The 22,024-nt window shown below is 51.8% G+C and carries 16 protein-coding genes and 7 tRNA genes; 5 read left to right on the top strand and 18 right to left on the bottom strand.

Going from position 1 to position 22,024, the window contains the following annotated elements; genetic code table 11:
* Window positions 1-134: 134 nt before the first annotated feature.
* The 6 genes from gltI to miaB all read right to left on the bottom strand — a co-directional run bounded on the left by gltI (window position 135) and on the right by miaB (window position 7,052).
* Window positions 135-1,043 (bottom strand): glutamate/aspartate ABC transporter substrate-binding protein GltI, encoded by a 909-nt coding sequence (gene gltI, locus ACJHWK_RS16195; protein ID WP_001177085.1) that lies wholly within the window; start codon window positions 1,041-1,043, stop codon window positions 135-137.
* A 396-nt stretch (window positions 1,044-1,439) separates the two neighbouring features.
* On the bottom strand, window positions 1,440-2,978 hold the full coding sequence (gene lnt, locus ACJHWK_RS16190; protein ID WP_001522550.1) for an apolipoprotein N-acyltransferase: 1,539 nt from the start codon (window positions 2,976-2,978) through the stop codon (window positions 1,440-1,442).
* Between the two features lie 24 nt (window positions 2,979-3,002).
* Complete coding sequence (corC, locus tag ACJHWK_RS16185) at window positions 3,003-3,881, bottom strand: CNNM family magnesium/cobalt transport protein CorC (protein WP_001278605.1); 879 nt, start codon at window positions 3,879-3,881, stop codon at window positions 3,003-3,005.
* Window positions 3,882-3,970: 89 nt separating this feature from the next.
* Window positions 3,971-4,438: an rRNA maturation RNase YbeY gene (gene ybeY, locus ACJHWK_RS16180; protein ID WP_000084469.1), complete on the bottom strand. Its 468-nt coding sequence runs from the start codon at window positions 4,436-4,438 to the stop codon at window positions 3,971-3,973.
* Window positions 4,435-5,475 carry a PhoH family protein gene (locus tag ACJHWK_RS16175; protein WP_001018040.1) on the bottom strand — a complete coding sequence of 347 codons (1,041 nt, stop codon included), beginning with the start codon at window positions 5,473-5,475 and terminating at the stop codon, window positions 4,435-4,437. Before ACJHWK_RS16175 ends, ybeY begins: the two co-directional genes overlap by 4 nt.
* A 152-nt stretch (window positions 5,476-5,627) precedes the next feature.
* On the bottom strand, window positions 5,628-7,052 hold the full coding sequence (gene miaB, locus ACJHWK_RS16170; protein ID WP_000162740.1) for a tRNA (N6-isopentenyl adenosine(37)-C2)-methylthiotransferase MiaB: 1,425 nt from the start codon (window positions 7,050-7,052) through the stop codon (window positions 5,628-5,630).
* Window positions 7,053-7,197: 145 nt separating this feature from the next.
* Between miaB and ubiF the strand changes: the two genes are divergently transcribed.
* Window positions 7,198-8,373: a 3-demethoxyubiquinol 3-hydroxylase gene (gene ubiF, locus ACJHWK_RS16165; protein WP_001522553.1), complete on the top strand. Its 1,176-nt coding sequence runs from the start codon at window positions 7,198-7,200 to the stop codon at window positions 8,371-8,373.
* Window positions 8,374-8,526: 153 nt separating this feature from the next.
* On the opposite strand, the gene ACJHWK_RS16160 is transcribed toward ubiF, so the two are convergent.
* The 12 genes from ACJHWK_RS16160 to nagB all read right to left on the bottom strand — a co-directional run bounded on the left by ACJHWK_RS16160 (window position 8,527) and on the right by nagB (window position 15,568).
* Window positions 8,527-8,601, bottom strand: a tRNA-Gln gene (locus ACJHWK_RS16160).
* 37 nt (window positions 8,602-8,638) lie between these two features.
* Window positions 8,639-8,713 (bottom strand) — tRNA-Gln (locus tag ACJHWK_RS16155).
* A 48-nt stretch (window positions 8,714-8,761) separates the two neighbouring features.
* A tRNA-Met gene (locus ACJHWK_RS16150) sits at window positions 8,762-8,838 on the bottom strand.
* A 15-nt stretch (window positions 8,839-8,853) separates the two neighbouring features.
* Window positions 8,854-8,928, bottom strand: a tRNA-Gln gene (locus tag ACJHWK_RS16145).
* A gap of 34 nt (window positions 8,929-8,962) precedes the next feature.
* Window positions 8,963-9,037 (bottom strand) — tRNA-Gln (locus ACJHWK_RS16140).
* Window positions 9,038-9,060: 23 nt separating this feature from the next.
* Window positions 9,061-9,145 (bottom strand) — tRNA-Leu (locus ACJHWK_RS16135).
* A gap of 8 nt (window positions 9,146-9,153) precedes the next feature.
* Window positions 9,154-9,230: transfer RNA gene (locus ACJHWK_RS16130), tRNA-Met, on the bottom strand.
* A gap of 379 nt (window positions 9,231-9,609) precedes the next feature.
* A complete protein-coding gene (asnB, locus tag ACJHWK_RS16125; RefSeq protein WP_170886107.1) occupies window positions 9,610-11,274 on the bottom strand; it encodes an asparagine synthase B in 1,665 nt (554 codons plus the stop codon).
* A gap of 256 nt (window positions 11,275-11,530) precedes the next feature.
* The gene (nagD, locus tag ACJHWK_RS16120; RefSeq protein ID WP_000153129.1) at window positions 11,531-12,283 is read right to left on the bottom strand and encodes a ribonucleotide monophosphatase NagD; all 753 of its coding nucleotides are present in this window, start codon (window positions 12,281-12,283) and stop codon (window positions 11,531-11,533) included.
* Between the two features lie 47 nt (window positions 12,284-12,330).
* Window positions 12,331-13,551: a DNA-binding transcriptional regulator NagC gene (gene nagC, locus ACJHWK_RS16115; RefSeq protein WP_000187594.1), complete on the bottom strand. Its 1,221-nt coding sequence runs from the start codon at window positions 13,549-13,551 to the stop codon at window positions 12,331-12,333.
* Between the two features lie 8 nt (window positions 13,552-13,559).
* Window positions 13,560-14,708 (bottom strand): N-acetylglucosamine-6-phosphate deacetylase, encoded by a 1,149-nt coding sequence (gene nagA / locus ACJHWK_RS16110; protein WP_000271154.1) that lies wholly within the window; start codon window positions 14,706-14,708, stop codon window positions 13,560-13,562.
* A gap of 59 nt (window positions 14,709-14,767) precedes the next feature.
* Window positions 14,768-15,568, bottom strand: a complete 801-nt coding sequence (gene nagB / locus ACJHWK_RS16105; RefSeq protein WP_001237072.1) for a glucosamine-6-phosphate deaminase — start codon at window positions 15,566-15,568, stop codon at window positions 14,768-14,770.
* 332 nt (window positions 15,569-15,900) lie between these two features.
* Between nagB and nagE the strand changes: the two genes are divergently transcribed.
* The 4 genes from nagE (at window position 15,901) to chiQ (ending at window position 21,944) form a co-directional block, all read left to right on the top strand.
* Window positions 15,901-17,847 (top strand): PTS N-acetyl glucosamine transporter subunit IIABC, encoded by a 1,947-nt coding sequence (gene nagE, locus ACJHWK_RS16100; RefSeq protein WP_410234869.1) that lies wholly within the window; start codon window positions 15,901-15,903, stop codon window positions 17,845-17,847.
* A gap of 202 nt (window positions 17,848-18,049) precedes the next feature.
* A complete protein-coding gene (glnS, locus tag ACJHWK_RS16095; protein ID WP_020233305.1) occupies window positions 18,050-19,714 on the top strand; it encodes a glutamine--tRNA ligase in 1,665 nt (554 codons plus the stop codon).
* A 447-nt stretch (window positions 19,715-20,161) separates the two neighbouring features.
* Window positions 20,162-21,568, top strand: coding sequence for a chitoporin ChiP (gene chiP, locus ACJHWK_RS16090; protein WP_001258828.1), 1,407 nt, complete (start codon window positions 20,162-20,164; stop codon window positions 21,566-21,568).
* Between the two features lie 49 nt (window positions 21,569-21,617).
* Window positions 21,618-21,944: a ChiQ/YbfN family lipoprotein gene (gene chiQ / locus ACJHWK_RS16085; protein ID WP_000733592.1), complete on the top strand. Its 327-nt coding sequence runs from the start codon at window positions 21,618-21,620 to the stop codon at window positions 21,942-21,944.
* The last annotated feature ends 80 nt before the right edge of the window (window positions 21,945-22,024 follow it).

Here is a 22,024-nt window from a genome sequence, read left to right as displayed (position 1 = left end):
ACTGCTACCCTCGAAGATTGTTACCCAGCGTATTGCGGTTTTCAGGCCCGATGGGGAACGACCATCAGGCGTATAGTCTGTCCGTGCTACGTAACAATCGAGAGGGCTGGAATTTCCGCCCCTGGTTCTTGTAATTAGTTCAGTGCCTTGTCATTCGGTTCTTTGAACAGTGCTTTCATTTCGTCTGACAGTTCGAAATTCATGTTCAGGTTTTTCGGCGGAATTGGGTTTTTGAACCATTTATCAAACCATTTTTCCGCTTCACCGGAGGTCTGCACCTGAGCGATAGTGTCATCCATCAGCTTTTTGAACTGCGGATCGTCTTTACGCAACATGCAACCGTAGGCTTCCTGAGACTGCGGCTTGCCGACGATTTCCCAGTTGTCTGGTTTCTTCGCTTTCGCACGTTCACCAGCCAGCAGAGCATCATCCATCATAAAGGCAACGGCACGACCGCTTTCCAGGGTGCGGAAAGAGTCACCGTGATCTTTGGCGCTGATAATTCGCATATTCATTTTTTGCTCTTCATTCAGTTTGTTGAGCAAAACTTCAGAGGTAGTGCCGGAAGTGACGACTACGGCTTTGCCTTTCAGATCGGCGAAATCTTTGATATCGCCACCCTTTTTGGTCAACAGGCGCGTACCGACCACGAAAATAGTGTCAGAGAAAGCCGCCTGTTTTTGGCGTTCGACGTTGTTGGTGGTAGAACCACATTCAAAATCGAAAGTGCCGTTTTGCAGCAGTGGAATACGGTTTTGTGAGGTGATCGGAATCAGTTTCACCTGCAAGTCCGGTTTGTTGAGTTTCTTTTTCACTGCTTCAACAATGGCGTTGGAGTAATCCTGCGAGTAACCCACCACTTTTTGCTGATTGTCGTAATAAGAGAAAGGTACTGAAGATTCACGGTGACCGACGACAATCACACCGTTTTTGGCGATTTTGTCCAGCGTACTGCCCGCTGCCGGGGCGGCGTCATCTGCCTGTGCCAGTCCTGCGGAAAGCGCCAGGGCGAGGATTGCTGTGGCAGGTTTACGTAATTGCATATCCAACTCCTTTATCTTCTGCGTTAAGAACGCATGGATACCCGTTGTGAGTGTTTGTGTTGTTATCGTCTGCAACTTTATTGTGCAGTGTTGTGCCTGTTAGGTAACATTTAGTTTGGCTAAATGTAAAGATATTGCTGTTTTATTGTTTGTTTTTGCGAGATGCGCCGCACCATTCCGAAGCAAAATTCTTAAAATGCACTCTTTTGGTGCTACCCGTGGATTGCTGTGGTGCAACCGGGTTGTACTGATGCTGGTTCAAGCTTTGCCTTGTATAACAAAGCAATAGATGTGCCAAAGTTGGATAGGGGAATTTTGTTATCCGGATAACGCACTGATGCCGCATCCGGTGAGCGTGCCGAAATACGGGATGTATTCCGGCACGATAAGAAGGGATTATTTACGTCGTTGACGCAGGCTCATCAGCACAGCAGCAAAACCAAACAATGCCGTCAGTACCCACAGCGGCCAGTTGCCGGTACGTGCGTACGGTGTAAGTCCGGTAGTCGGCGTCACGTTAGTGGTCAACACTTCGCGGGTGAACTGCGGGATCATTGCCTGAATCTCACCCTGCGGGCCAATCACCGCCGTAATACCGTTGTTGGTGCTACGCAGCAATGGGCGCGCCAGCTCCAGCGCACGCATTCGCGCCATCTGGAAGTGTTGCCATGGACCAATAGATTTACCAAACCACGCATCGTTGGAGATAGTCAGCAGGTAGTCGGTATCCGGGCGGAAGTTATCGCGCACTTGCTCGCCGAGAATGATCTCATAGCAAATGGCCGCAGTAAGCTCAATACCATTCACCGACAGCGGCGGCTGGATATATGGCCCACGGCTGAACGACGACATCGGCAGATCAAAGAACGGTGCTAACGGACGCAGAATCGACTCCAGCGGGACAAACTCGCCAAACGGCACCAGATGGTTTTTGTTATAGCGATCGGCTGATTCGTAGCTGTACGGTGCACCTTTACCCAGCGTGATGATGGTGTTGTAGGTATCGTAGCGGTTCTGCTTATTGAGACGCGCGTCAACAATTCCGGTTACAAGCGTACTCCCTTTATCGCGCAACTCACCGTCCAGTGCTTTGAGGAACGGTTGCTGATTAATTTCCAGATCGGTTATCGCCGACTCCGGCCAGATAATCAACGATGATTTGCCCATCAGCGGTGCCGTCGCGTTGTAATAAATTTTCAGCGTATTAAGAAGCTGGCTTTCGTCCCACTTCAGCGATTGCGGAATATCGCCCTGAACCATCGAAACCTGAATGGTTTTCTCCGGTTGCGGGGTAAACCACTGGATGTAACGCAGCGGGAAGGGAAGGGCAAACAGCACGACGGCCACTACCAGCGGACGCCAGTTGCGTTTGACCAACGCCAGTGCCAGCAGGCCACTAACCATCATCAGCAGGAAGTTAATGGCTTCCACGCCCATTATCGGTGCCAGCCCTTTTAACGGGCCATCAATCTGGCTATAGCCGAACTGTAACCACGGGAAGCCGGTCAGCACCCAACCGCGCAGAAACTCGGTCACTTGCCAGAGAGCAGGGGCGGCAATCGCCACGCGCAGCCAGGTGGTTTTCGGCCATAGACGCGACAGCACGCCAGCAAACAGTCCGGTATACAGCGACAAATACGCCGCCAGCAGCACCACCAGGAAGATGTTAACCGGGCCAGGCATTCCGCCAAAAGTCGCGATGCTGACATAGACCCAGTTAATACCGCTGCCAAAGAGGCCAAATCCCCAGCAAAAGCCAATAGCGGCAGACTGGAGTGGACGGCGGTTAAAGGTCAGCGCCTGAAGCCCCATCAGCGAAATAATCGCCGCAGGCCAGACGTCGTAAGGAGAGAAGGCCAGCGTTCCGCAGGCACCGAATAATAACGCCAGCAGCAGGCGAATGCGCTGGCGTTCAATTAATGAGGCAAAAGCCATGTAGTTATCTATCCAGTTTCGGTTTTATTCATCCAGCTTCGGCTGGGGTGAGTCATCCGGGATTTTGACATGAACCTGAATAATACGCCGACTGTCGGCCATCGCCACTTTGAACTGGTAACCGTCGATGTCGATGGTTTCGCCACGCGCCGGAAGATGCCCAAATGCCTGCATCACCAGACCACCGATAGTGTCAACCTCTTCATCGCTAAAGTGGGTGCCGAACGCTTCGTTGAAATCTTCGATGGAAGCCAGTGCGCGCACGGTCCAGGTGTGGCGGCTAAGTTGACGGAAGTCGATATCATCTTCTTCGTCATACTCGTCTTCAATCTCACCAACAATCAGTTCCAGGATGTCTTCAATGGTCACCAGACCGGAAACTCCACCGAATTCGTCAATGACGATCGCCATGTGGTAACGCTGAGAGCGAAACTCTTTCAGCATCCGGTCTACGCGCTTACTTTCAGGAACGACAACTGCCTGACGTAACACTTTGTCCATGCTGAAGGCTTCAGCATCGCTGCGCATAAACGGCAGCAAGTCTTTCGCCATCAGAATCCCTTCAATGTGATCTTTGTCTTCGCTAATCACCGGGAAACGTGAGTGGGCGGACTCGATGATGACATCAAGGCATTCGTCCAGCGTCTGGTTGCGTTTCAGGGTAATCATCTGGGAGCGGGGGATCATGATGTCGCGGACGCGTTGGTCTGCGATGTCCATCACCCCTTCGAGCATATCGCGCGTATCTTCGTCGATAAGGTCGTTCTGCCCGGAATCACGGATCAGCGCCAGCAGTTCGTCACGGTTTTTCGGTTCACCGTGGAAAAGTTGGCTGAGTAACAGGGAGAAAAATCCCTTCTTGTTGCTTATCGTGTCACTACTGTGTGAATTGTCGTCGCTCATGGCGTCGTATGGGTTCTCATGTTAGTTAATCAAAACGCCGTCGTTAATCACCAACGGCGGGGACGTCTGCCAGTCAAATGCCTGGCAAATTATTCTTTCTCGGCAATGTACGGATCCTCATAGCCCAGAGCAAGCATAATCTCTGTTTCGAGGGCTTCCATTTCTTCTGCTTCGTCATCTTCGATGTGATCGTAACCTAACAAATGCAGACTGCCGTGCACCACCATATGCGCCCAGTGCGCCTCCAGTGGTTTGCCTTGCTCCTGAGCTTCCTTCTCAACCACCTGACGGCAGATAACCAGATCGCCCAGTAGCGACATTTCCATGCCAGGCGGCACTTCAAACGGGAAGGAGAGCACGTTGGTCGGCTTATCCTTACCGCGATAGGTCAGATTCAGACTGTGGCTTTCGGCGGTATCGACCACGCGAATAGTCACTTCCGACTCTTCCTGAAACTGCGGGATCACCGCATTCAGCCATGTTTGAAACTGGCTCTCTTCCGGTAACCCGGAATTATCTTCACATGCCAGTTGTAAATCGAGGATCACCTGACTCATTTTTGTTCCTGTTCTTCGCGCTTGCGTTCTGCTGCCAGCGCCGCTTTACGTTTTTGTTCTGCTTCTTCCCAGGCTTCATAAGCGTTAACGATACGCGCCACCACCGGGTGACGAACCACGTCTTCGCTGTGGAAGAAGTTAAAGCTGATCTCTTCAACATCGGCCAGCACTTCGATGGCGTGACGCAAGCCTGACTTGGTATTACGCGGCAGGTCGATCTGTGTGACGTCGCCGGTGATAACCGCTTTTGAGTTAAAACCGATACGGGTCAGGAACATCTTCATCTGTTCGATGGTGGTGTTCTGGCTCTCATCGAGAATGATAAACGCGTCGTTCAGCGTACGACCACGCATATAGGCCAGCGGCGCGACTTCAATAACGTTGCGCTCAATCAGTTTCTCGACTTTCTCAAAGCCCAGCATTTCAAACAGCGCGTCGTACAGTGGGCGCAGATACGGGTCTACTTTCTGGCTTAAATCGCCAGGCAGGAAGCCCAGTTTCTCACCGGCTTCGACCGCCGGACGAGTCAGCAGAATACGGCGAATTTCCTGACGCTCCAGGGCATCAACTGCCGCAGCCACTGCCAGGTAGGTTTTACCCGTACCCGCCGGGCCAACGCCGAAGGTGATGTCATGGTCGAGAATATTGGCAATGTACTGCGCCTGGTTTGGCGTGCGCGGCTTGATTACGCCGCGTTTGGTTTTGATATTGACCGCTTTGCCGTACTCCGGCACGCTCTCCGCGCTTTGCTCCAGTACCCGCGCTTCTTTAATCGCAAGGTGGATCTGTTCCGGTTCGATATCCTGAATCTGGCCGCGCATCGGGGCGGTATCGACATACAGGCTACGCAGAATGTCTGCCGCAGCGGTGACGCAAATCGGACGGCCGGTCAGTTTAAAGTGGTTATCGCGGCGATTGATCTCGATGCCGAGACGGCGTTCGAGCTGCTTGATGTTGTCATCAAACGGGCCGCACAGGCTCAACAGACGCGCATTGTCTGCTGGCTCCAGGGTGATTTCGCGAGTGTCTATGTTCAAACCGTTCCTCTTATCTGTATGCCGCCGGAAGCTGAACATTCACCGGCCTATAAGGAAATTATTCACGCCACAGGAAAAAGGCGCAAGCATTGCGATAAAGATGGGGATAAAGAGAGAAAAAACAAGGCCCACCGGAACGGCGGGCCTGAGAATTACGGCTGATAATAACCCACGCCAAGGTCGTTTTCTTTGCGGGTACGGGCAATCACCGATTCCGGTGTTTCTGCCACGCGCAGACCCATTTCATCTTCAGTTCGCACCACTTTACCGCGCAGAGAGTTCGGGTAGACGTCGGTAATTTCTACATCGACGAATTTACCGATCATATCCGGTGTACCTTCGAAGTTAACCACTCGGTTATTTTCAGTGCGACCGGAAAGCTCCATGATGCTCTTACGCGATGTACCTTCTACCAGAATACGCTGGGTGGTGCCGAGCATTCGGCGGCTCCATGCCATCGCTTGCTGATTAATGCGTTCTTGCAGAATATACAGACGCTGCTTCTTCTCTTCTTCCGGAACATCATCAACCATATCGGCGGCTGGTGTACCTGGACGAGCGGAGAAGATAAAGCTGTAGCTCATGTCGAAATTGACGTCGGCAATCAGCTTCATCGTTTTCTCGAAGTCTTCGGTGGTTTCGCCAGGGAAGCCAACGATGAAGTCAGAACTGATCTGAATATCCGGACGCGCCGCACGCAGCTTACGGATGATCGCTTTGTACTCCAGCGCTGTATGGGTACGTCCCATCAGGTTCAGAATGCGATCGGAACCGCTCTGTACCGGCAGATGCAGGAAGCTCACCAGCTCCGGCGTGTCGCGGTACACTTCGATGATATCGTCGGTGAATTCGATCGGATGGCTGGTGGTAAAGCGAATACGATCGATCCCGTCGATCGCAGCAACCAGACGCAGCAGATCGGCAAACGATCCGGTGGTGCCGTCGTAGTTTTCACCACGCCAGGCGTTCACGTTCTGACCGAGCAGGTTGACTTCACGCACGCCCTGAGCCGCAAGCTGGGCGATCTCAAACAGAATATCGTCGGACGGACGGCTTACCTCTTCACCACGGGTGTAAGGCACTACGCAGTAGGTGCAATATTTATTGCAGCCTTCCATGATGGAGACAAACGCGGTCGGCCCTTCGGCACGCGGTTCCGGCAGACGGTCAAACTTCTCGATTTCCGGGAAGCTGATATCTACAACCGGGCTGCGGTCGCCGCGCACGGAGTTGATCATCTCCGGCAGACGGTGCAGCGTTTGCGGCCCAAAAATAATATCGACATAGTGGGCGCGCTGGCGAATGTGCTCGCCTTCTTGCGATGCCACGCAGCCGCCGACGCCGATAATCAGGTCTGGATTCTTCTCTTTTAACAGTTTCCAGCGACCCAACTGATGGAAGACTTTTTCCTGAGCCTTCTCGCGGATTGAGCAGGTGTTCAGCAGCAGCACATCCGCTTCTTCCGCCACGTCGGTCAGTTGATAGCCGTGGGTGGCATCCAGCAGATCGGCCATCTTCGATGAATCGTACTCGTTCATCTGACAGCCCCAGGTTTTAATATGGAGTTTTTTGGTCATCGACTTGCTCTTGCGAAATAGTAGCCAGGAATGCAGGGCGCATAGTGTAATGCTTTGCTGCCGTTGTGACCAGTATGAGCGTTATCAGCCCTTGGGGGTAAAAATCCTGTAAACTTAAAGCATATTGCTAACAGGATGATTGACCATGACAAATCAACCAACGGAAATTGCCATTGTCGGCGGAGGAATGGTCGGCGGCGCACTGGCGCTGGGACTGGCTCAGCACGGATTTGCGGTAACGGTGATCGAGCACGCAGAACCTGCACCGTTTGTCGCTGATAGCCAACCGGACGTGCGGATCTCGGCGATCAGCGCGGCTTCGGTATCATTGCTTAAAGGATTAGGGGTCTGGGATGCAGTACAGGCTATGCGTTGCCATCCTTACCGCAGACTGGAAACGTGGGAGTGGGAAACGGCGCATGTGGTATTTGACGCAGCCGAATTAAAGTTGCCGTTGCTTGGCTATATGGTAGAAAACACTGTCCTGCAACAGGCATTGTGGCAGGCGCTGGAAGCGCATCCGAAAGTAACGTTACGTGTGCCAGGCTCGCTGATTGCGCTGCATCGCCATAATGATCTTCAGGAGCTGGAGCTGAAAGGCGGTGAAGTGATTCGCGCGAAGCTGGTGATTGGTGCCGACGGCGCAAATTCGCAGGTGCGGCAGATGGCGGGAATTGGCGTTCATGCATGGCAGTATGCGCAGTCGTGCATGTTGATTAGCGTCCAGTGCGAGAACGATCCCGGCGATAGCACCTGGCAGCAATTTACCCCGGATGGACCGCGTGCGTTTCTGCCGTTGTTTGATAACTGGGCATCGCTGGTGTGGTATGACTCTCCGGCGCGCATTCGCCAGTTGCAGAATATGAATATGGCGCAGTTACAGGCGGAAATCGCGAAGCATTTCCCGTCGCGTCTGGGTTACGTGACACCGCTTGCCGCTGGCGCGTTTCCGCTGACGCGTCGCCATGCGTTGCAGTATGTGCAGCCGGGGCTTGCGCTGGTGGGCGATGCCGCGCATACCATCCATCCGCTGGCGGGGCAGGGGGTGAATCTTGGTTATCGTGATGTCGATGCCCTGATTGACGTTCTGGTCAACGCTCGCAGCTATGGCGAAGCGTGGGCCAGTTATCCGATACTCAAGCGTTACCAGATGCGGCGCATGGCGGATAACTTCATTATGCAGAGCGGTATGGATCTGTTTTATGCCGGATTCAGCAATAATCTGCCACCACTGCGTTTTGTGCGTAATCTTGGTTTGATGGCGGCGGAGCGTGCTGGCGTGTTGAAACGTCAGGCGCTGAAATATGCGTTAGGGTTGTAGCCTTACAACATTGCCGGATGCATGCCAACCGTAGGTCGGATAAGACGCGTCAGCGTCGCATCCGACTTTGAAGGATAAGACGTGTCAACATCGCATTCGACATTGAATGAACGCAGAAAAGCAAAAAGCTCGCCGAAGCGAGCTTTTTTAATGTGGCTGGGGTACGAGGATTCGAACCTCGGAATGCCGGAATCAGAATCCGGTGCCTTACCGCTTGGCGATACCCCAACTGGGTGCACTTACGATGTAAGCGTCTTGAATAAATTGGCTGGGGTACGAGGATTCGAACCTCGGAATGCCGGAATCAGAATCCGGTGCCTTACCGCTTGGCGATACCCCAACAAATTGGTTTTTGAATTTGCCGAACATATTCGACACATTCAGAATTTGGTGGCTACGACGGGATTCGAACCTGTGACCCCATCATTATGAGTGATGTGCTCTAACCAACTGAGCTACGTAGCCAGATTGTTTCTTCGATGGCTGGGGTACCTGGATTCGAACCAGGGAATGCCGGTATCAAAAACCGGTGCCTTACCGCTTGGCGATACCCCAATAACCGGGCGGTGAACCGCTTACTCGAAGAAGATGGCTGGGGTACCTGGATTCGAACCAGGGAATGCCGGTATCAAAAACCGGTGCCTTACCGCTTGGCGATACCCCATCCGTACAACGCTTTCTGGTGAATGGTGCGGGAGGCGAGACTTGAACTCGCACACCTTGCGGCGCCAGAACCTAAATCTGGTGCGTCTACCAATTTCGCCACTCCCGCAAAAAAGATGGTGGCTACGACGGGATTCGAACCTGTGACCCCATCATTATGAGTGATGTGCTCTAACCAACTGAGCTACGTAGCCATCTTTTTTTCGCGATACCTTATCGGCGTTGCGGGGCGCATTATGCGTATAGAGCCTTGCAGCGTCAACCTCTTTTTCAAGGAAAATTGCTCGAAAGTGACTGTTTGGTTAGGTTGCGAACAGCGTGGCGCTATATTCGTCAATTATTGTTTACTTTGTGTTTTTTCCCCACCCTACAGCCATTCTTTTGTCATACAGGATGAAATTCGGAATTCAACAATAGTGGTGGGAAATTAATCAATGAAATACTGGCCTACAGTGATGAGTTGTCAAACAGTGATGTGGCAAACCCGGAACATTTCCTTACTGCATATCAGAATCAACAAGCAGCTCAATAACTGAAACTGCCCCGGATTTCTCCGGGGCAGTACCGCATTTCTTACTTATACGCCGACTGGTGAACACCAACCGCACGACCAGACGGATCGTCCATTTTCTTGAACGCCTCATCCCACTCGATCGCTTTAGCGGAAGAACACGCGACGGAAGGGCCGCCCGGCACGCACTCAGCGGCGCTCGGAAGCGGGAACAGTTCTTCAAAGATCTCCCGGTACAGATACGCTTCTTTGGACGTCGGCGTGTTGTACGGGAAGCGGAAGCGGGCAGTTTCCAGCTGTTGATCAGAAACCTGCTGCGCCGCTACTTCTTTCAGGGTGTCGATCCAACTGTAACCGACGCCATCGGAGAACTGCTCTTTCTGCCGCCAGGCAACACTTGCAGGCAGATACGCTTCAAAACATTCACGCAGGATGTGTTTTTCCATTTTGCCGTTACCGCACATTTTATCCTGTGGGTTAATACGCATCGCCACATCAAGGAATTTTTTGTCGAGGAACGGAACGCGTGCTTCCACGCCCCAGGCTGACATCGCTTTGTTGGCACGCGCGCAGTCATACATATGCAGGGCCAGCAGTTTACGCACCGTCTCTTCATGCAGTTCTTTGGCATTCGGTGCTTTGTGGAAGTAAAGATAACCGCCAAACACTTCATCAGAACCTTCACCGGACAGCACCATTTTAATGCCCATCGCCTTGATCTTACGCGACATTAAATACATCGGTGTTGAAGCGCGAATAGTGGTCACATCATAGGTTTCGATGTGGTAAATCACGTCGCGGATGGCGTCCAGACCTTCCTGTACAGTGAAGTGAATTTCGTGATGCACAGTGCCCAGATGGTTTGCCACTTCCTGGGCTGCCTTCAGATCCGGTGAACCCGGCAGACCTACAGCAAAGGAGTGTAACTGCGGCCACCAGGCTTCAGAACGTTCCTGATCTTCCACGCGACGGGCGGCGTATTTCTTGGTGATCGCGGAAATAATTGAGGAATCCAGACCACCAGAAAGCAGCACACCGTAAGGCACATCAGACATCAAATGGCTTTTAACGGAATCTTCCAGTGCCTGACGCAGCTCGTTTTTGTCGGTCACGTTATCTTTCACTGCATCAAAGTCGAACCAGTCGCGGTGATAATAAGAACGGATTTCGCCGTCCTGACTCCACAAATAGCTCCCCGCCGGGAACTCTTTAATCGTGCGGCATACCGGCACCAGGGCTTTCATTTCTGAGGCCACATACAGCTGACCATGTTCGTCATAGCCCATATACAGTGGGATGATCCCCAGATGGTCGCGACCAATCAGATACGCATCTTTTTCGCTGTCGTACAGGGCAAAGGCAAACATGCCCTGCAAGTCGTCGATAAATTCCGGCCCTTTTTCCTGATACAGCGCGAGGATAACTTCACAGTCAGACCCGGTCTGGAACTGGTAACGATCGCCATATTCAGCGCGCAATGCCTGGTGGTTGTAGATTTCACCGTTTACTGCCAGCACGTGGGTTTTTTGTTGGTTGTAGAGAGGTTGCGCCCCCGCGTTAACGTCAACAATGGACAGACGTTCGTGGGCGAGAATGGCGTTATCGCTGGCATAAATACCGGACCAGTCCGGGCCACGATGACGCATCAGGCGTGACAGCTCGAGTGCTTTCTTGCGCAGCTCAACTGCGTCTGTTTTGATATCGAATACGCCAAAAATTGAACACATAACCTTCTCCGTTAACCTGGTATTTGTTGCTTGTTGTGTTTGCTTGTTTAAAAAAATGCCGCAAAGCAGCACTGTGCGCAAGCGATTTGGCAGGGGGTAAATAAAAAACGTAATGGTGATTGCTGATTAATGAAAAAGGGTAGGGTGTGGAGGTGTATTTATTGATGAATCGATAATTTTTGGCGGGTTTTATTGAATGGGCGAATTTTAGTGATGGGTAAAAATAAGAAACCACGCCCTGAGGCGTGGTTGCTATTCAGATAACGTCGATTTCGGCGACCGATGGGTAAATCCAGCTGGGGCGGAATGGCATACTGTCGATATCGTCGAGCGACGAAACACCGGAGAGTACCAGAATCGTCTCCAGACCGGCCTGGAAGCCCGCCAGAATATCGGTACGCAGGTTATCGCCAACAATCACCGTTTCTTCCGAATGCGCCTGCATTTTGTTTAATGCTGCGCGGATGATCCACGGACTCGGCTTACCAACATAGAACGGTTTACGTCCGGAGATTTTTTCGATCCCCGCGCATAGCGCGCCACAGGCCGGATAAAAACCGCGCCCGTGGGTGTCCGGGTTGGTGGCGATAAAGCGTGCACCGTTAGCGACGAAATAGGCTGCTTTATGCATCATGTCCCAGTTGTAGGAACGCGTTTCGCCAACAATCACAAAATCAGGGTTCACATCGGTAATAGTGAAACCGGCTTTGTACAGTTCATGAATCAGTGCGCCTTCGCCCACCACATATGCTTTCTTGCCTTCCTGGCGACGCAGGAAATCGGCGGTTGCCATCGCGGAGGTATAAAACACGCTGTCCGGCACATCGACACCCGCAGTGGCAAAGCGATTCGCCAGATCTTGCCCGGTCTGTGAAGGATAGTTGGTCAGCAACACCAGCGGCAGGCCTTTATCCATAATCCCGTGCAAAAATTCCGCTGCACCCGGTACGGCGACGTTATCGTGCATCAGCACGCCGTCGATATCGCAAATTACATTTTTAATGGTCATGGACTACCCAGAATATTGACAACAATAAGCGCCACTATAAAAGCACATTAATTTTCCAGCAAATGCTGGAGCAAAATACCGTTGAGCATGGCGCGTTTTACCAGCGCAAAAGCGCCGATTGCCGAGCGGTGATCCAGCTCAGAACGTACCACCGGCAGATTAGTGCGAAACGCCTTCAGCGCCTGGGTATTAATGCAGCTTTCAATAGCAGGGAGCAGCACTTTATCGGCTTCGGTGATTTCTCCGGCAATAACAATTTTTTGCGGGTTAAACAGGTTGATGGCAATGGCGATGGTTTTGCCCAGATGACGACCGACATACTCAATCACTTCCGACGCCAGGCTATCGCCTTTGTTCGCAGCTTTGCAGATAGTTTTTATGGTGCAGTCGTCCAGCGGCACGCGGCTCTGGTAGCCCTGCTTTAACAGATTCAACACCCGTTGTTCAATAGCGGCGTTGGCAGCGATAGTTTCCAGGCAGCCAAAGTTGCCGCAGTGGCAGCGTTCACCCAGCGGTTCGACCTGAATATGGCCAATTTCACCGACGTTACCGTTGCGGCCAATAAAAATGCGCCCGTTAGAGATAATCCCGGCCCCGGTTCCGCGATGTACACGCACCAGAATGGAGTCTTCGCAATCCTGACTTGCACCGAAGTAGTGCTCCGCCAGCGCCAGACTGCGGATATCGTGGCCGACAAAACAGGTCACTTTAAAACGCTCTTCCAGTGCTTCTACAAGCCCCCAGTTTTCCACCTGAATATGCGGCATGTAATGAATTTTGCCGCTGTCCGGGTCAACAAGCCCCGGCAGGATCACGGAAATGGCGATCAGCTCGCGCAGCTTGCGCTGGTAGCTATCAATAAACTGAGCAATGGCATTCAGCAGGGCATGTTCCAGCGTCTGCTGGGTACGTTCCGGCAACGGGTAATGTTCTTCTGCCAGCACTTTGCTGCTGAGATCAAACAGGGTGATGGTGGCGTCGTGACGACCAAGCCGTACGCCGATTGCGTGGAAATTGCGGGTTTCGGTGACGATAGAGATAGCGCGGCGGCCCCCGGTGGAGGCCTGCTGATCAACTTCTTTAATCAGCCCGCGTTCGATAAGCTGACGCGTAATTTTGGTTACGCTGGCGGGGGCAAGCTGGCTTTGCTCGGCAATCTGAATCCGCGAGATTGGCCCATACTGGTCAATCAGGCGATAAACCGCCGCGCTGTTAAGCTGTTTTACGAGATCAACATTACCTATCTGAGCTTGTCCGCCTGGTGTCATACTTTCTCTTATTGAGTTACGACCTCGTTACCGTTAACGATGGTCCTGGTGATTTTAAAATCAGGTGTGAATGCGGTCAGGTTGGCTACTTTACCTGCGGCGAGTGTGCCGAGACGTTTCTCAACGCCAATCGCACGCGCCGGATAGAGCGTCGCCATACGCAGCACTTCATCCAGTGCGATACCGCAATGTTCGACCAGATTACGCACGCCTTCAATCATGGTTAAGGATGAACCGCTTAACGTACCGTTCTCATCCACACAAAGTCCATTACGGTAGTATATTGTTTTACCCGCAAAAATGAACTGTTCAATGTTGGCACCTGCTGGCGCGGTGGCGTCAGTAACCAGACACAGTTTGTCGCCTTTCAGACGTTTAGCGTTGCGAATGTTGGCGTAATCAACATGCAGGCCATCAGCGATAATACCGCAATAAATGTCAGCTTCGTCGAGGATCGCGCCCGCCAGGCCCGGCTCACGACCGGTAATATACGGCATTGCGTTGTACAGATGGGTGGCAAAGGTAATCCCCGCGCGGAAACCGGCTTTCGCTTCTTTCAACGTCGCGTTGGAGTGACCGGCAGAAACCACAATCCCGGCATTTGCCAGTTTGCTGATGACTTCTGCAGGAACCATTTCCGGTGCCAGGGTCACTTTGGTAATGACATCGGCATTTTCGCACAGGAAATCGACCAGCGCGGCATCAGGCTTACGCACAAAATTCGGATTATGGGTGCCTTTTTTTACCAGATTCAGCCACGGGCCTTCCAGATGCAGACCTAACGCCTGATTCGGATGTTTTGCCAGGTACTCGCGCATAACGCGCACGCCCTGTTTCATCAGCTCGTCGCTGGTGGTGATAAGCGTCGGCAAATAGTTAGTACAGCCTGATTTCTCATTGGCTTTCTGCATGATTTCCAGCGTTTCTACGCTGACTGCTTCAGCAGTATCGTTAAACTGCACGCCGCCGCAGCCGTTTAACTGCACATCGATAAAACCGGGGGAGAGAATGGCCCCGTTCAGTGAACGTTGTTCGATCTCTGGCGGCAGTTCCGCTACCGGACAGACGCTTTTAATCAGGCCATCAGCGATAACAACCGCGTGGTCATCAAGAAATTCGTGGCCGGTAAAGATCCGGCCCTGGGTTAATGCATACATTCTGACCCCCGATTTTAAAAAATATTGCCCTGAGCAAGGTGTCAGGGCAGGGATAACAATTACAGACCTTTGATATTTTCTGCTTCTAATTCATTGAAATATCTTAAAGTCTTAACTTTCAGCTCCATGGTGGAAGGTTCATCGCACACCATGATCGCTTTTGGATGCAGTTGCAGACAGCTGATGGTCCACATGTGGTTTACGCAACCTTCAACGGCGGCCTGCAGTGCCAGTGCTTTCTGGCTACCCAGCACCAGAATCATCACTTCTTCGGCATCCAGCAATGTACCAACACCGACAGTCAGGGCATATTTTGGCACCTGATTGACATCGTTATCAAAGAAACGAGAGTTCGCGACGCGAGTGTCATGAGTCAGGGTTTTGATACGAGTACGAGAAGCCAGAGAAGACGCCGGTTCGTTAAATGCAATATGACCGTCGTTACCTACACCGCCCATAAACAGATGAATTTTTCCGTAAGAACGGATTTTTTCTTCATACTGGCGGCACTCGGCGTCGATATCCGGGGCGTTGCCGTTGAGAAGGTTGATGTTTTCTGCTGGAATATCAACGTGATCGAAGAAATTACGGTGCATAAAGCTGTAGTAGCTTTCCGGATGCTCTTTCGGCAGACCGACATATTCGTCCATGTTGAAGGTGACAACGTGCTTAAAGCTGACCTGGCCTGCTTTATGCATTTCGACTAACGCTTTATAGGTGGTCATCGGCGTGCCGCCAGTCGGCAGGCCCAGAACAAACGGACGATCGGCAGTCGGTTTGAACGCATTGATACGATTGACGATATGGCGAGCAGCCCATTTGCCGACCTGTTCAGCGGTAGTCAGGGGGATCAGTCTCATTATTCACCTCAATAAGTAAAATGTAAGCCGTTGGCGGATTAGGCATCTTTAAGCGTAACCTGGATTTGCGCAGACAGGCGTCAATCCGACCTGATTTTTTGAATGATAAAATAAGTTTTCTGGTTTAGCCAGTAAAAGGGAGTGATGATAACGATATTTGGTGACAAAACTCACAAAAGACACGCGTTTAATTTGCGATACGAATTAAATTTTCACACACTCTGTAGCAGATGATCTAACAATCTGATTACAGAACATCGGCAGTACAATTTGCAGCAAAATAAAAATACGGCTTTAAACGAGCCAAATAGGGTTCTCGTAGGGGGAATAAGATGAATATTTTAGGTTTTTTCCAGCGACTCGGTAGGGCGTTACAGCTCCCTATCGCGGTGCTGCCGGTGGCGGCGCTGTTGCTGCGATTCGGTCAGCCAGATTTACTTAACGTTGCGTTTATTGCCCAGGCGGGCGGTGCGATTTTTGATAACCTCGCATTAATCTTCGCCATCGGCGTGGCATCCAGCTGGTCGAAAGACAGCGCAGGTGCGGCGGCACTGGCGGGTGCGGTAGGTTACTTTGTGTTAACCAAAGCGATGGTGACCATCAACCCGGAAATTAACATGGGTGTACTGGCGGGTATCATTACCGGTCTGGTCGGTGGTGCAGCCTATAACCGTTGGTCCGATATTAAACTGCCGGACTTCCTGAGCTTCTTCGGCGGCAAACGCTTTGTGCCGATCGCCACCGGCTTCTTCTGTCTGGTGCTGGCGGCCATTTTTGGTTACGTCTGGCCGCCGGTACAGCACGCTATCCATGCAGGCGGCGAGTGGATCGTTTCTGCGGGCGCGCTGGGTTCCGGTATCTTTGGTTTCATCAACCGTCTGCTGATCCCAACCGGTCTGCATCAGGTGCTGAACACCATCGCCTGGTTCCAGATTGGTGAATTCACCAACGCGGCGGGAACGGTTTTCCACGGTGATATCAACCGCTTCTATGCCGGTGACGGCACCGCGGGGATGTTCATGTCCGGCTTCTTCCCGATTATGATGTTCGGTCTGCCAGGTGCGGCGCTGGCGATGTACTTCGCAGCACCGAAAGAGCGTCGTCCGATGGTTGGCGGGATGCTGCTTTCTGTTGCTGTTACTGCGTTCCTGACCGGTGTGACTGAGCCGCTGGAATTCCTGTTCATGTTCCTTGCGCCGCTGCTGTACCTCCTGCACGCACTGCTGACCGGTATCAGCCTGTTTGTGGCAACGCTGCTGGGTATCCACGCGGGCTTCTCCTTCTCTGCGGGGGCTATCGACTACGCGTTGATGTATAACCTGCCGGCCGCCAGCCAGAACGTCTGGATGCTGCTGGTGATGGGTGTTGTCTTCTTCGCTATCTACTTCGTGGTGTTCAGTTTGGTTATCCGCATGTTCAACCTGAAAACGCCGGGTCGTGAAGATAAAGAAGATGAGATCGTTACTGAAGAAGCCAACAGCAACACTGAAGAAGGCCTCAATCAACTGGCGACCAACTATATTGCTGCGGTTGGCGGCACTGACAACCTGAAAGCAATTGACGCCTGTATTACTCGTCTGCGCCTGACCGTGGTTGACTCGGCTCGCGTCAACGATGCGATGTGTAAACGGCTGGGTGCTTCTGGGGTAGTGAAACTGAACAAACAGACTATTCAGGTGATTGTTGGCGCGAAAGCGGAATCCATTGGCGATGCAATGAAGAAAGTTGTTGCCCGTGGTCCGGTAGCCGCTGCGTCAGCTGAAACTGCGCCTGCAACTGCCGCGCCTGTAGCAAAACCGCAGGCTATACCAAACGCGGTGTCTGTCGCGGAGCTGGTATCGCCGATTACCGGTGATGTTGTGGCACTGGATCAGGTTCCTGACGAAGCATTCGCCAGCAAAGCGGTGGGTGACGGTGTGGCGGTGAAACCGACAGATAAAATCGTCGTATCACCAGCCGCAGGGACAATCGTGAAAATCTTCAACACCAACCACGCGTGCTGTCTGGAAACCGAAAAAGGCGCGGAGATCGTCGTCCATATGGGTATCGACACCGTAGCGCTGGAAGGTAAAGGCTTTAAACGTCTGGTGGAAGAGGGCGCGCAAGTAAGCGCAGGGCAACCGATTCTGGAAATGGATCTGGATTACCTGAACGCTAACGCCCGTTCGATGATTAGCCCGGTGGTTTGCAGCAATATCGACGATTTCAGCGGCTTGATCATTAAAGCTCAGGGCCATGTTGTGGCGGGTCAAACACCGCTGTATGAAATCAAAAAGTAATCTGCTTTATACCTGATGCGACACGTCAGCGTCGCATCCAACAATGACAAGCGGTGGAGATCTTCTCTGCCGCTTTTTTTTTCATCAATCATCCCCATAATCTCAGTGAGATTTTCGATTTTCACTAACTAACAGTTGTCAGCCTGTCCCGCTTATAAGATCATACGCCGTTATACGTTGTTTACGCTTTGAGGAATCCACGATGAGTGAGGCAGAAGCCCGCCCGACTAACTTTATTCGTCAGATCATCGATGAAGATCTGGCCAGTGGTAAGCACACCACAGTACACACCCGTTTCCCGCCGGAGCCGAATGGCTATCTGCATATTGGCCATGCGAAATCTATCTGCCTGAACTTCGGGATCGCCCAGGACTATAAAGGCCAGTGCAACCTGCGTTTCGACGACACTAACCCGGTAAAAGAAGATATCGAGTATGTTGAGTCGATCAAAAACGACGTAGAGTGGTTAGGTTTTCACTGGTCTGGTAACGTCCGTTACTCCTCCGATTATTTTGATCAGCTCCACGCCTATGCGATCGAACTGATCAATAAAGGCCTGGCGTACGTTGATGAACTGACACCGGAACAGATCCGCGAATACCGCGGCACCCTGACGCAGCCGGGTAAAAACAGCCCGTACCGCGACCGCAGCGTTGAAGAGAACCTGGCGCTGTTCGAAAAAATGCGTACCGGTGGTTTTGAAGAAGGTAAAGCCTGCCTGCGTGCGAAAATCGACATGGCGTCGCCATTTATCGTAATGCGCGATCCGGTGCTGTACCGCATTAAATTTGCTGAACACCACCAGACTGGCAACAAGTGGTGCATCTACCCGATGTACGACTTCACCCATTGCATCAGCGATGCGCTGGAAGGTATTACGCACTCTCTGTGTACGCTTGAGTTCCAGGACAACCGTCGCCTGTACGACTGGGTGCTGGACAACATCACCATTCCTGTTCACCCGCGCCAGTACGAATTCTCGCGCCTGAATCTGGAATACACTGTGATGTCCAAGCGTAAGCTGAACCTGCTGGTGACCGACAAGCACGTTGAAGGCTGGGATGACCCGCGTATGCCGACCATTTCCGGTCTGCGTCGTCGTGGTTACACTGCGGCTTCTATTCGTGAGTTCTGCAAACGCATCGGTGTGACCAAGCAGGACAACACCATTGAGATGGCGTCACTGGAATCCTGCATCCGTGAAGATCTCAACGAAAATGCGCCGCGCGCAATGGCGGTTATCGATCCGGTGAAACTGGTTATCGAAAACTACCATGGCGAAGGCGAAATGGTCACCATGCCGAACCATCCGAACAAACCGGAAATGGGGAGCCGTCAGGTGCCGTTTAGCGGTGAGATTTGGATCGATCGCGCCGATTTCCGCGAAGAAGCTAACAAGCAGTACAAACGTCTGGTGCTGGGTAAAGAAGTGCGTCTGCGTAATGCTTACGTCATTAAGGCTGAACGCGTGGAGAAAGATGCCGAAGGCAATATCACCACCATCTTCTGTACTTATGACGCCGACACCTTAAGCAAAGATCCGGCAGATGGTCGTAAAGTCAAAGGTGTTATTCACTGGGTGAGCGCGGCACATGCGCTGCCGGTTGAAATCCGCCTGTACGATCGTCTGTTCAGCGTGCCGAACCCAGGTGCTGCGGATGATTTCCTGTCGGTGATTAACCCGGAATCGCTGGTGATCAAACAGGGCTTTGCTGAACCGTCTCTGAAAGACGCGGTTGCGGGTAAAGCATTCCAGTTTGAACGTGAAGGTTATTTCTGCCTCGACAGCCGCCATTCCACTGCCGAAAAACCGGTATTTAACCGCACCGTAGGGCTGCGTGATACCTGGGCGAAAGTAGGCGAGTAGTTTTAAGTTCTACCAGGCCGGGTGAGGTATTCACGCCGCATCCGGCAAGAAATATGCAAACAATCCAAAACGCCGCGTTCAGCGGCGTTTTTTCTGCTTTTCTTCGCGAATTAATTCTGCTTCGCAATTTATCCATAAAATAAATTTAAAATCACAAAACATAATTAAATAAAATGTAACCGCTTTCATCTTGCTGGAAATTCACGCTTTTATTCTTCTGCAAGCCTTTCAACCGCAAACTTAAGCCTTGTAACAAAAATCATCAAAATATGTGCGGTTGCTCATGTTCTTACATTCTGGTTACAGAAAGAGATTGATAATTCGCGTCGCGAAAAATAGTCTGTTCCTGTAGTCAGCGAGACTTTTCTCAACGCTACTTTTTTAATTTTTATTTTTTTCGCTGTTCACCTTTGGTGCAGCAATTTATACGTCAAAGAGGATTAACCCATGCGTACGTTTAGTGGCAAACGTAGTACGCTGGCGCTGGCTATCGCCGGTGTTACAGCAATGTCGGGCTTTATGGCAATGCCGGAGGCTCGCGCCGAAGGATTTATCGACGATTCAACCTTAACCGGCGGTATCTATTACTGGCAGCGTGAACGCGACCGTAAAGATGTTACCGACGGCGACAAATACAAAACCAACCTTTCTCACTCCACCTGGAACGCCAACCTCGATTTTCAGTCTGGTTATGCTGCTGATATGTTCGGCCTTGATATTGCTGCGTTTACGGCGATTGAAATGGCGGAAAACGGTGACAGCTCTCACCCGAACGAAATCGCGTTTTCAAAAAGCAATAAAGCCTATGACGAAGACTGGTCCGGCGACAAAAGCGGTATAAGCCTGTATAAAGCAGCGGCCAAATTTAAATACGGTCCGGTGTGGGCGAGGGCAGGTTACATTCAGCCAACTGGTCAGACGCTGTTAGCGCCGCACTGGAGCTTTATGCCGGGTACTTATCAGGGGGCGGAAGCCGGGGCGAATTTTGATTACGGCGATGCTGGTGCGTTGAGTTTCTCCTACATGTGGACCAACGAATACAAAGCACCGTGGCATCTGGAAATGGATGAGTTTTATCAGAACGATAAAACCACCAAAGTTGATTATCTTCACTCCATCGGTGCGAAATACGACTTCAAAAATAACTTCGTACTGGAAGCGGCATTTGGTCAGGCGGAAGGGTATATCGATCAATATTTTGCCAAAGCCAGCTACAAATTTGATATCGCCGGTAGCCCGTTAACCACCAGTTACCAGTTCTATGGTACGCGCGATAAAGTTGACGATCGCAGCGTCAACGATCTTTATGACGGCACCGCCTGGCTGCAAGCGTTGACCTTTGGTTACCGGGCGGCTGACGTAGTGGATTTGCGCCTCGAAGGCACCTGGGTTAAGGCTGACGGTCAGCAGGGATACTTCCTGCAACGTATGACTCCAACCTACGCTTCCTCCAACGGCCGCCTGGATATCTGGTGGGATAACCGTTCCGACTTCAACGCTAACGGCGAAAAAGCGGTCTTCTTCGGTGCGATGTATGACCTGAAAAACTGGAATCTTCCAGGCTTCGCCATCGGCGCTTCCTACGTTTACGCATGGGATGCTAAACCCGCTACCTGGCAGAGCAATCCGGATGCGTACTACGACAAGAACCGGACTATTGAAGAGTCTGCATATAGCCTGGATGCGGTTTACACCATTCAGGACGGCCGCGCCAAAGGCACGATGTTCAAACTGCACTTCACCGAATACGACAACCACTCCGACATCCCAAGCTGGGGCGGTGGTTACGGCAACATCTTCCAGGATGAGCGTGACGTGAAATTTATGGTAATCGCACCATTCACCATCTTCTGATGCCCGACGCGGCAGGTTTTGTGCCTGCCGCACGTTTGAGGAATTTGCTATGAAAAAACTGATTCTCATCGCCATGATGGCATCGGGGCTGGTGGCTTGTGCGCAATCAACCGCGCCACAGGAAGACAGCCGTCTGAAAGAGGCATACAGCGCCTGTATCAACACCGCACAAGGTTCGCCAGAAAAAATTGAAGCCTGCCAGAGCGTGTTAAACGTGCTGAAGAAAGAGAAACAACATCAGCAGTTTGCCGACCAGGAAAGTGTACGCGTACTGGATTATCAGCAGTGTCTGCGCGCAACGCAAACCGGAAATGATCAGGCGGTAAAAGCCGACTGTGATAAGGTCTGGCAGGAAATTCGCAGTAATAACAAATAAGTGAGAGCTGTAACTCTCGCTTTTCTTATTTCCCGTGTATAAAAAAGCCAACCCGCAGGTTGGCTTTTCTCGTTCCGGCT

This window comes from Escherichia sp. WS547 (assembly GCF_046486065.1).
In the GTDB taxonomy this organism is placed as follows: Bacteria; Pseudomonadota; Gammaproteobacteria; order Enterobacterales; family Enterobacteriaceae; genus Escherichia; species Escherichia coli.
The sequence above is the reverse complement of the archived record's forward strand: the minus strand, read 5'-3'. Positions and strand labels throughout refer to the sequence as shown.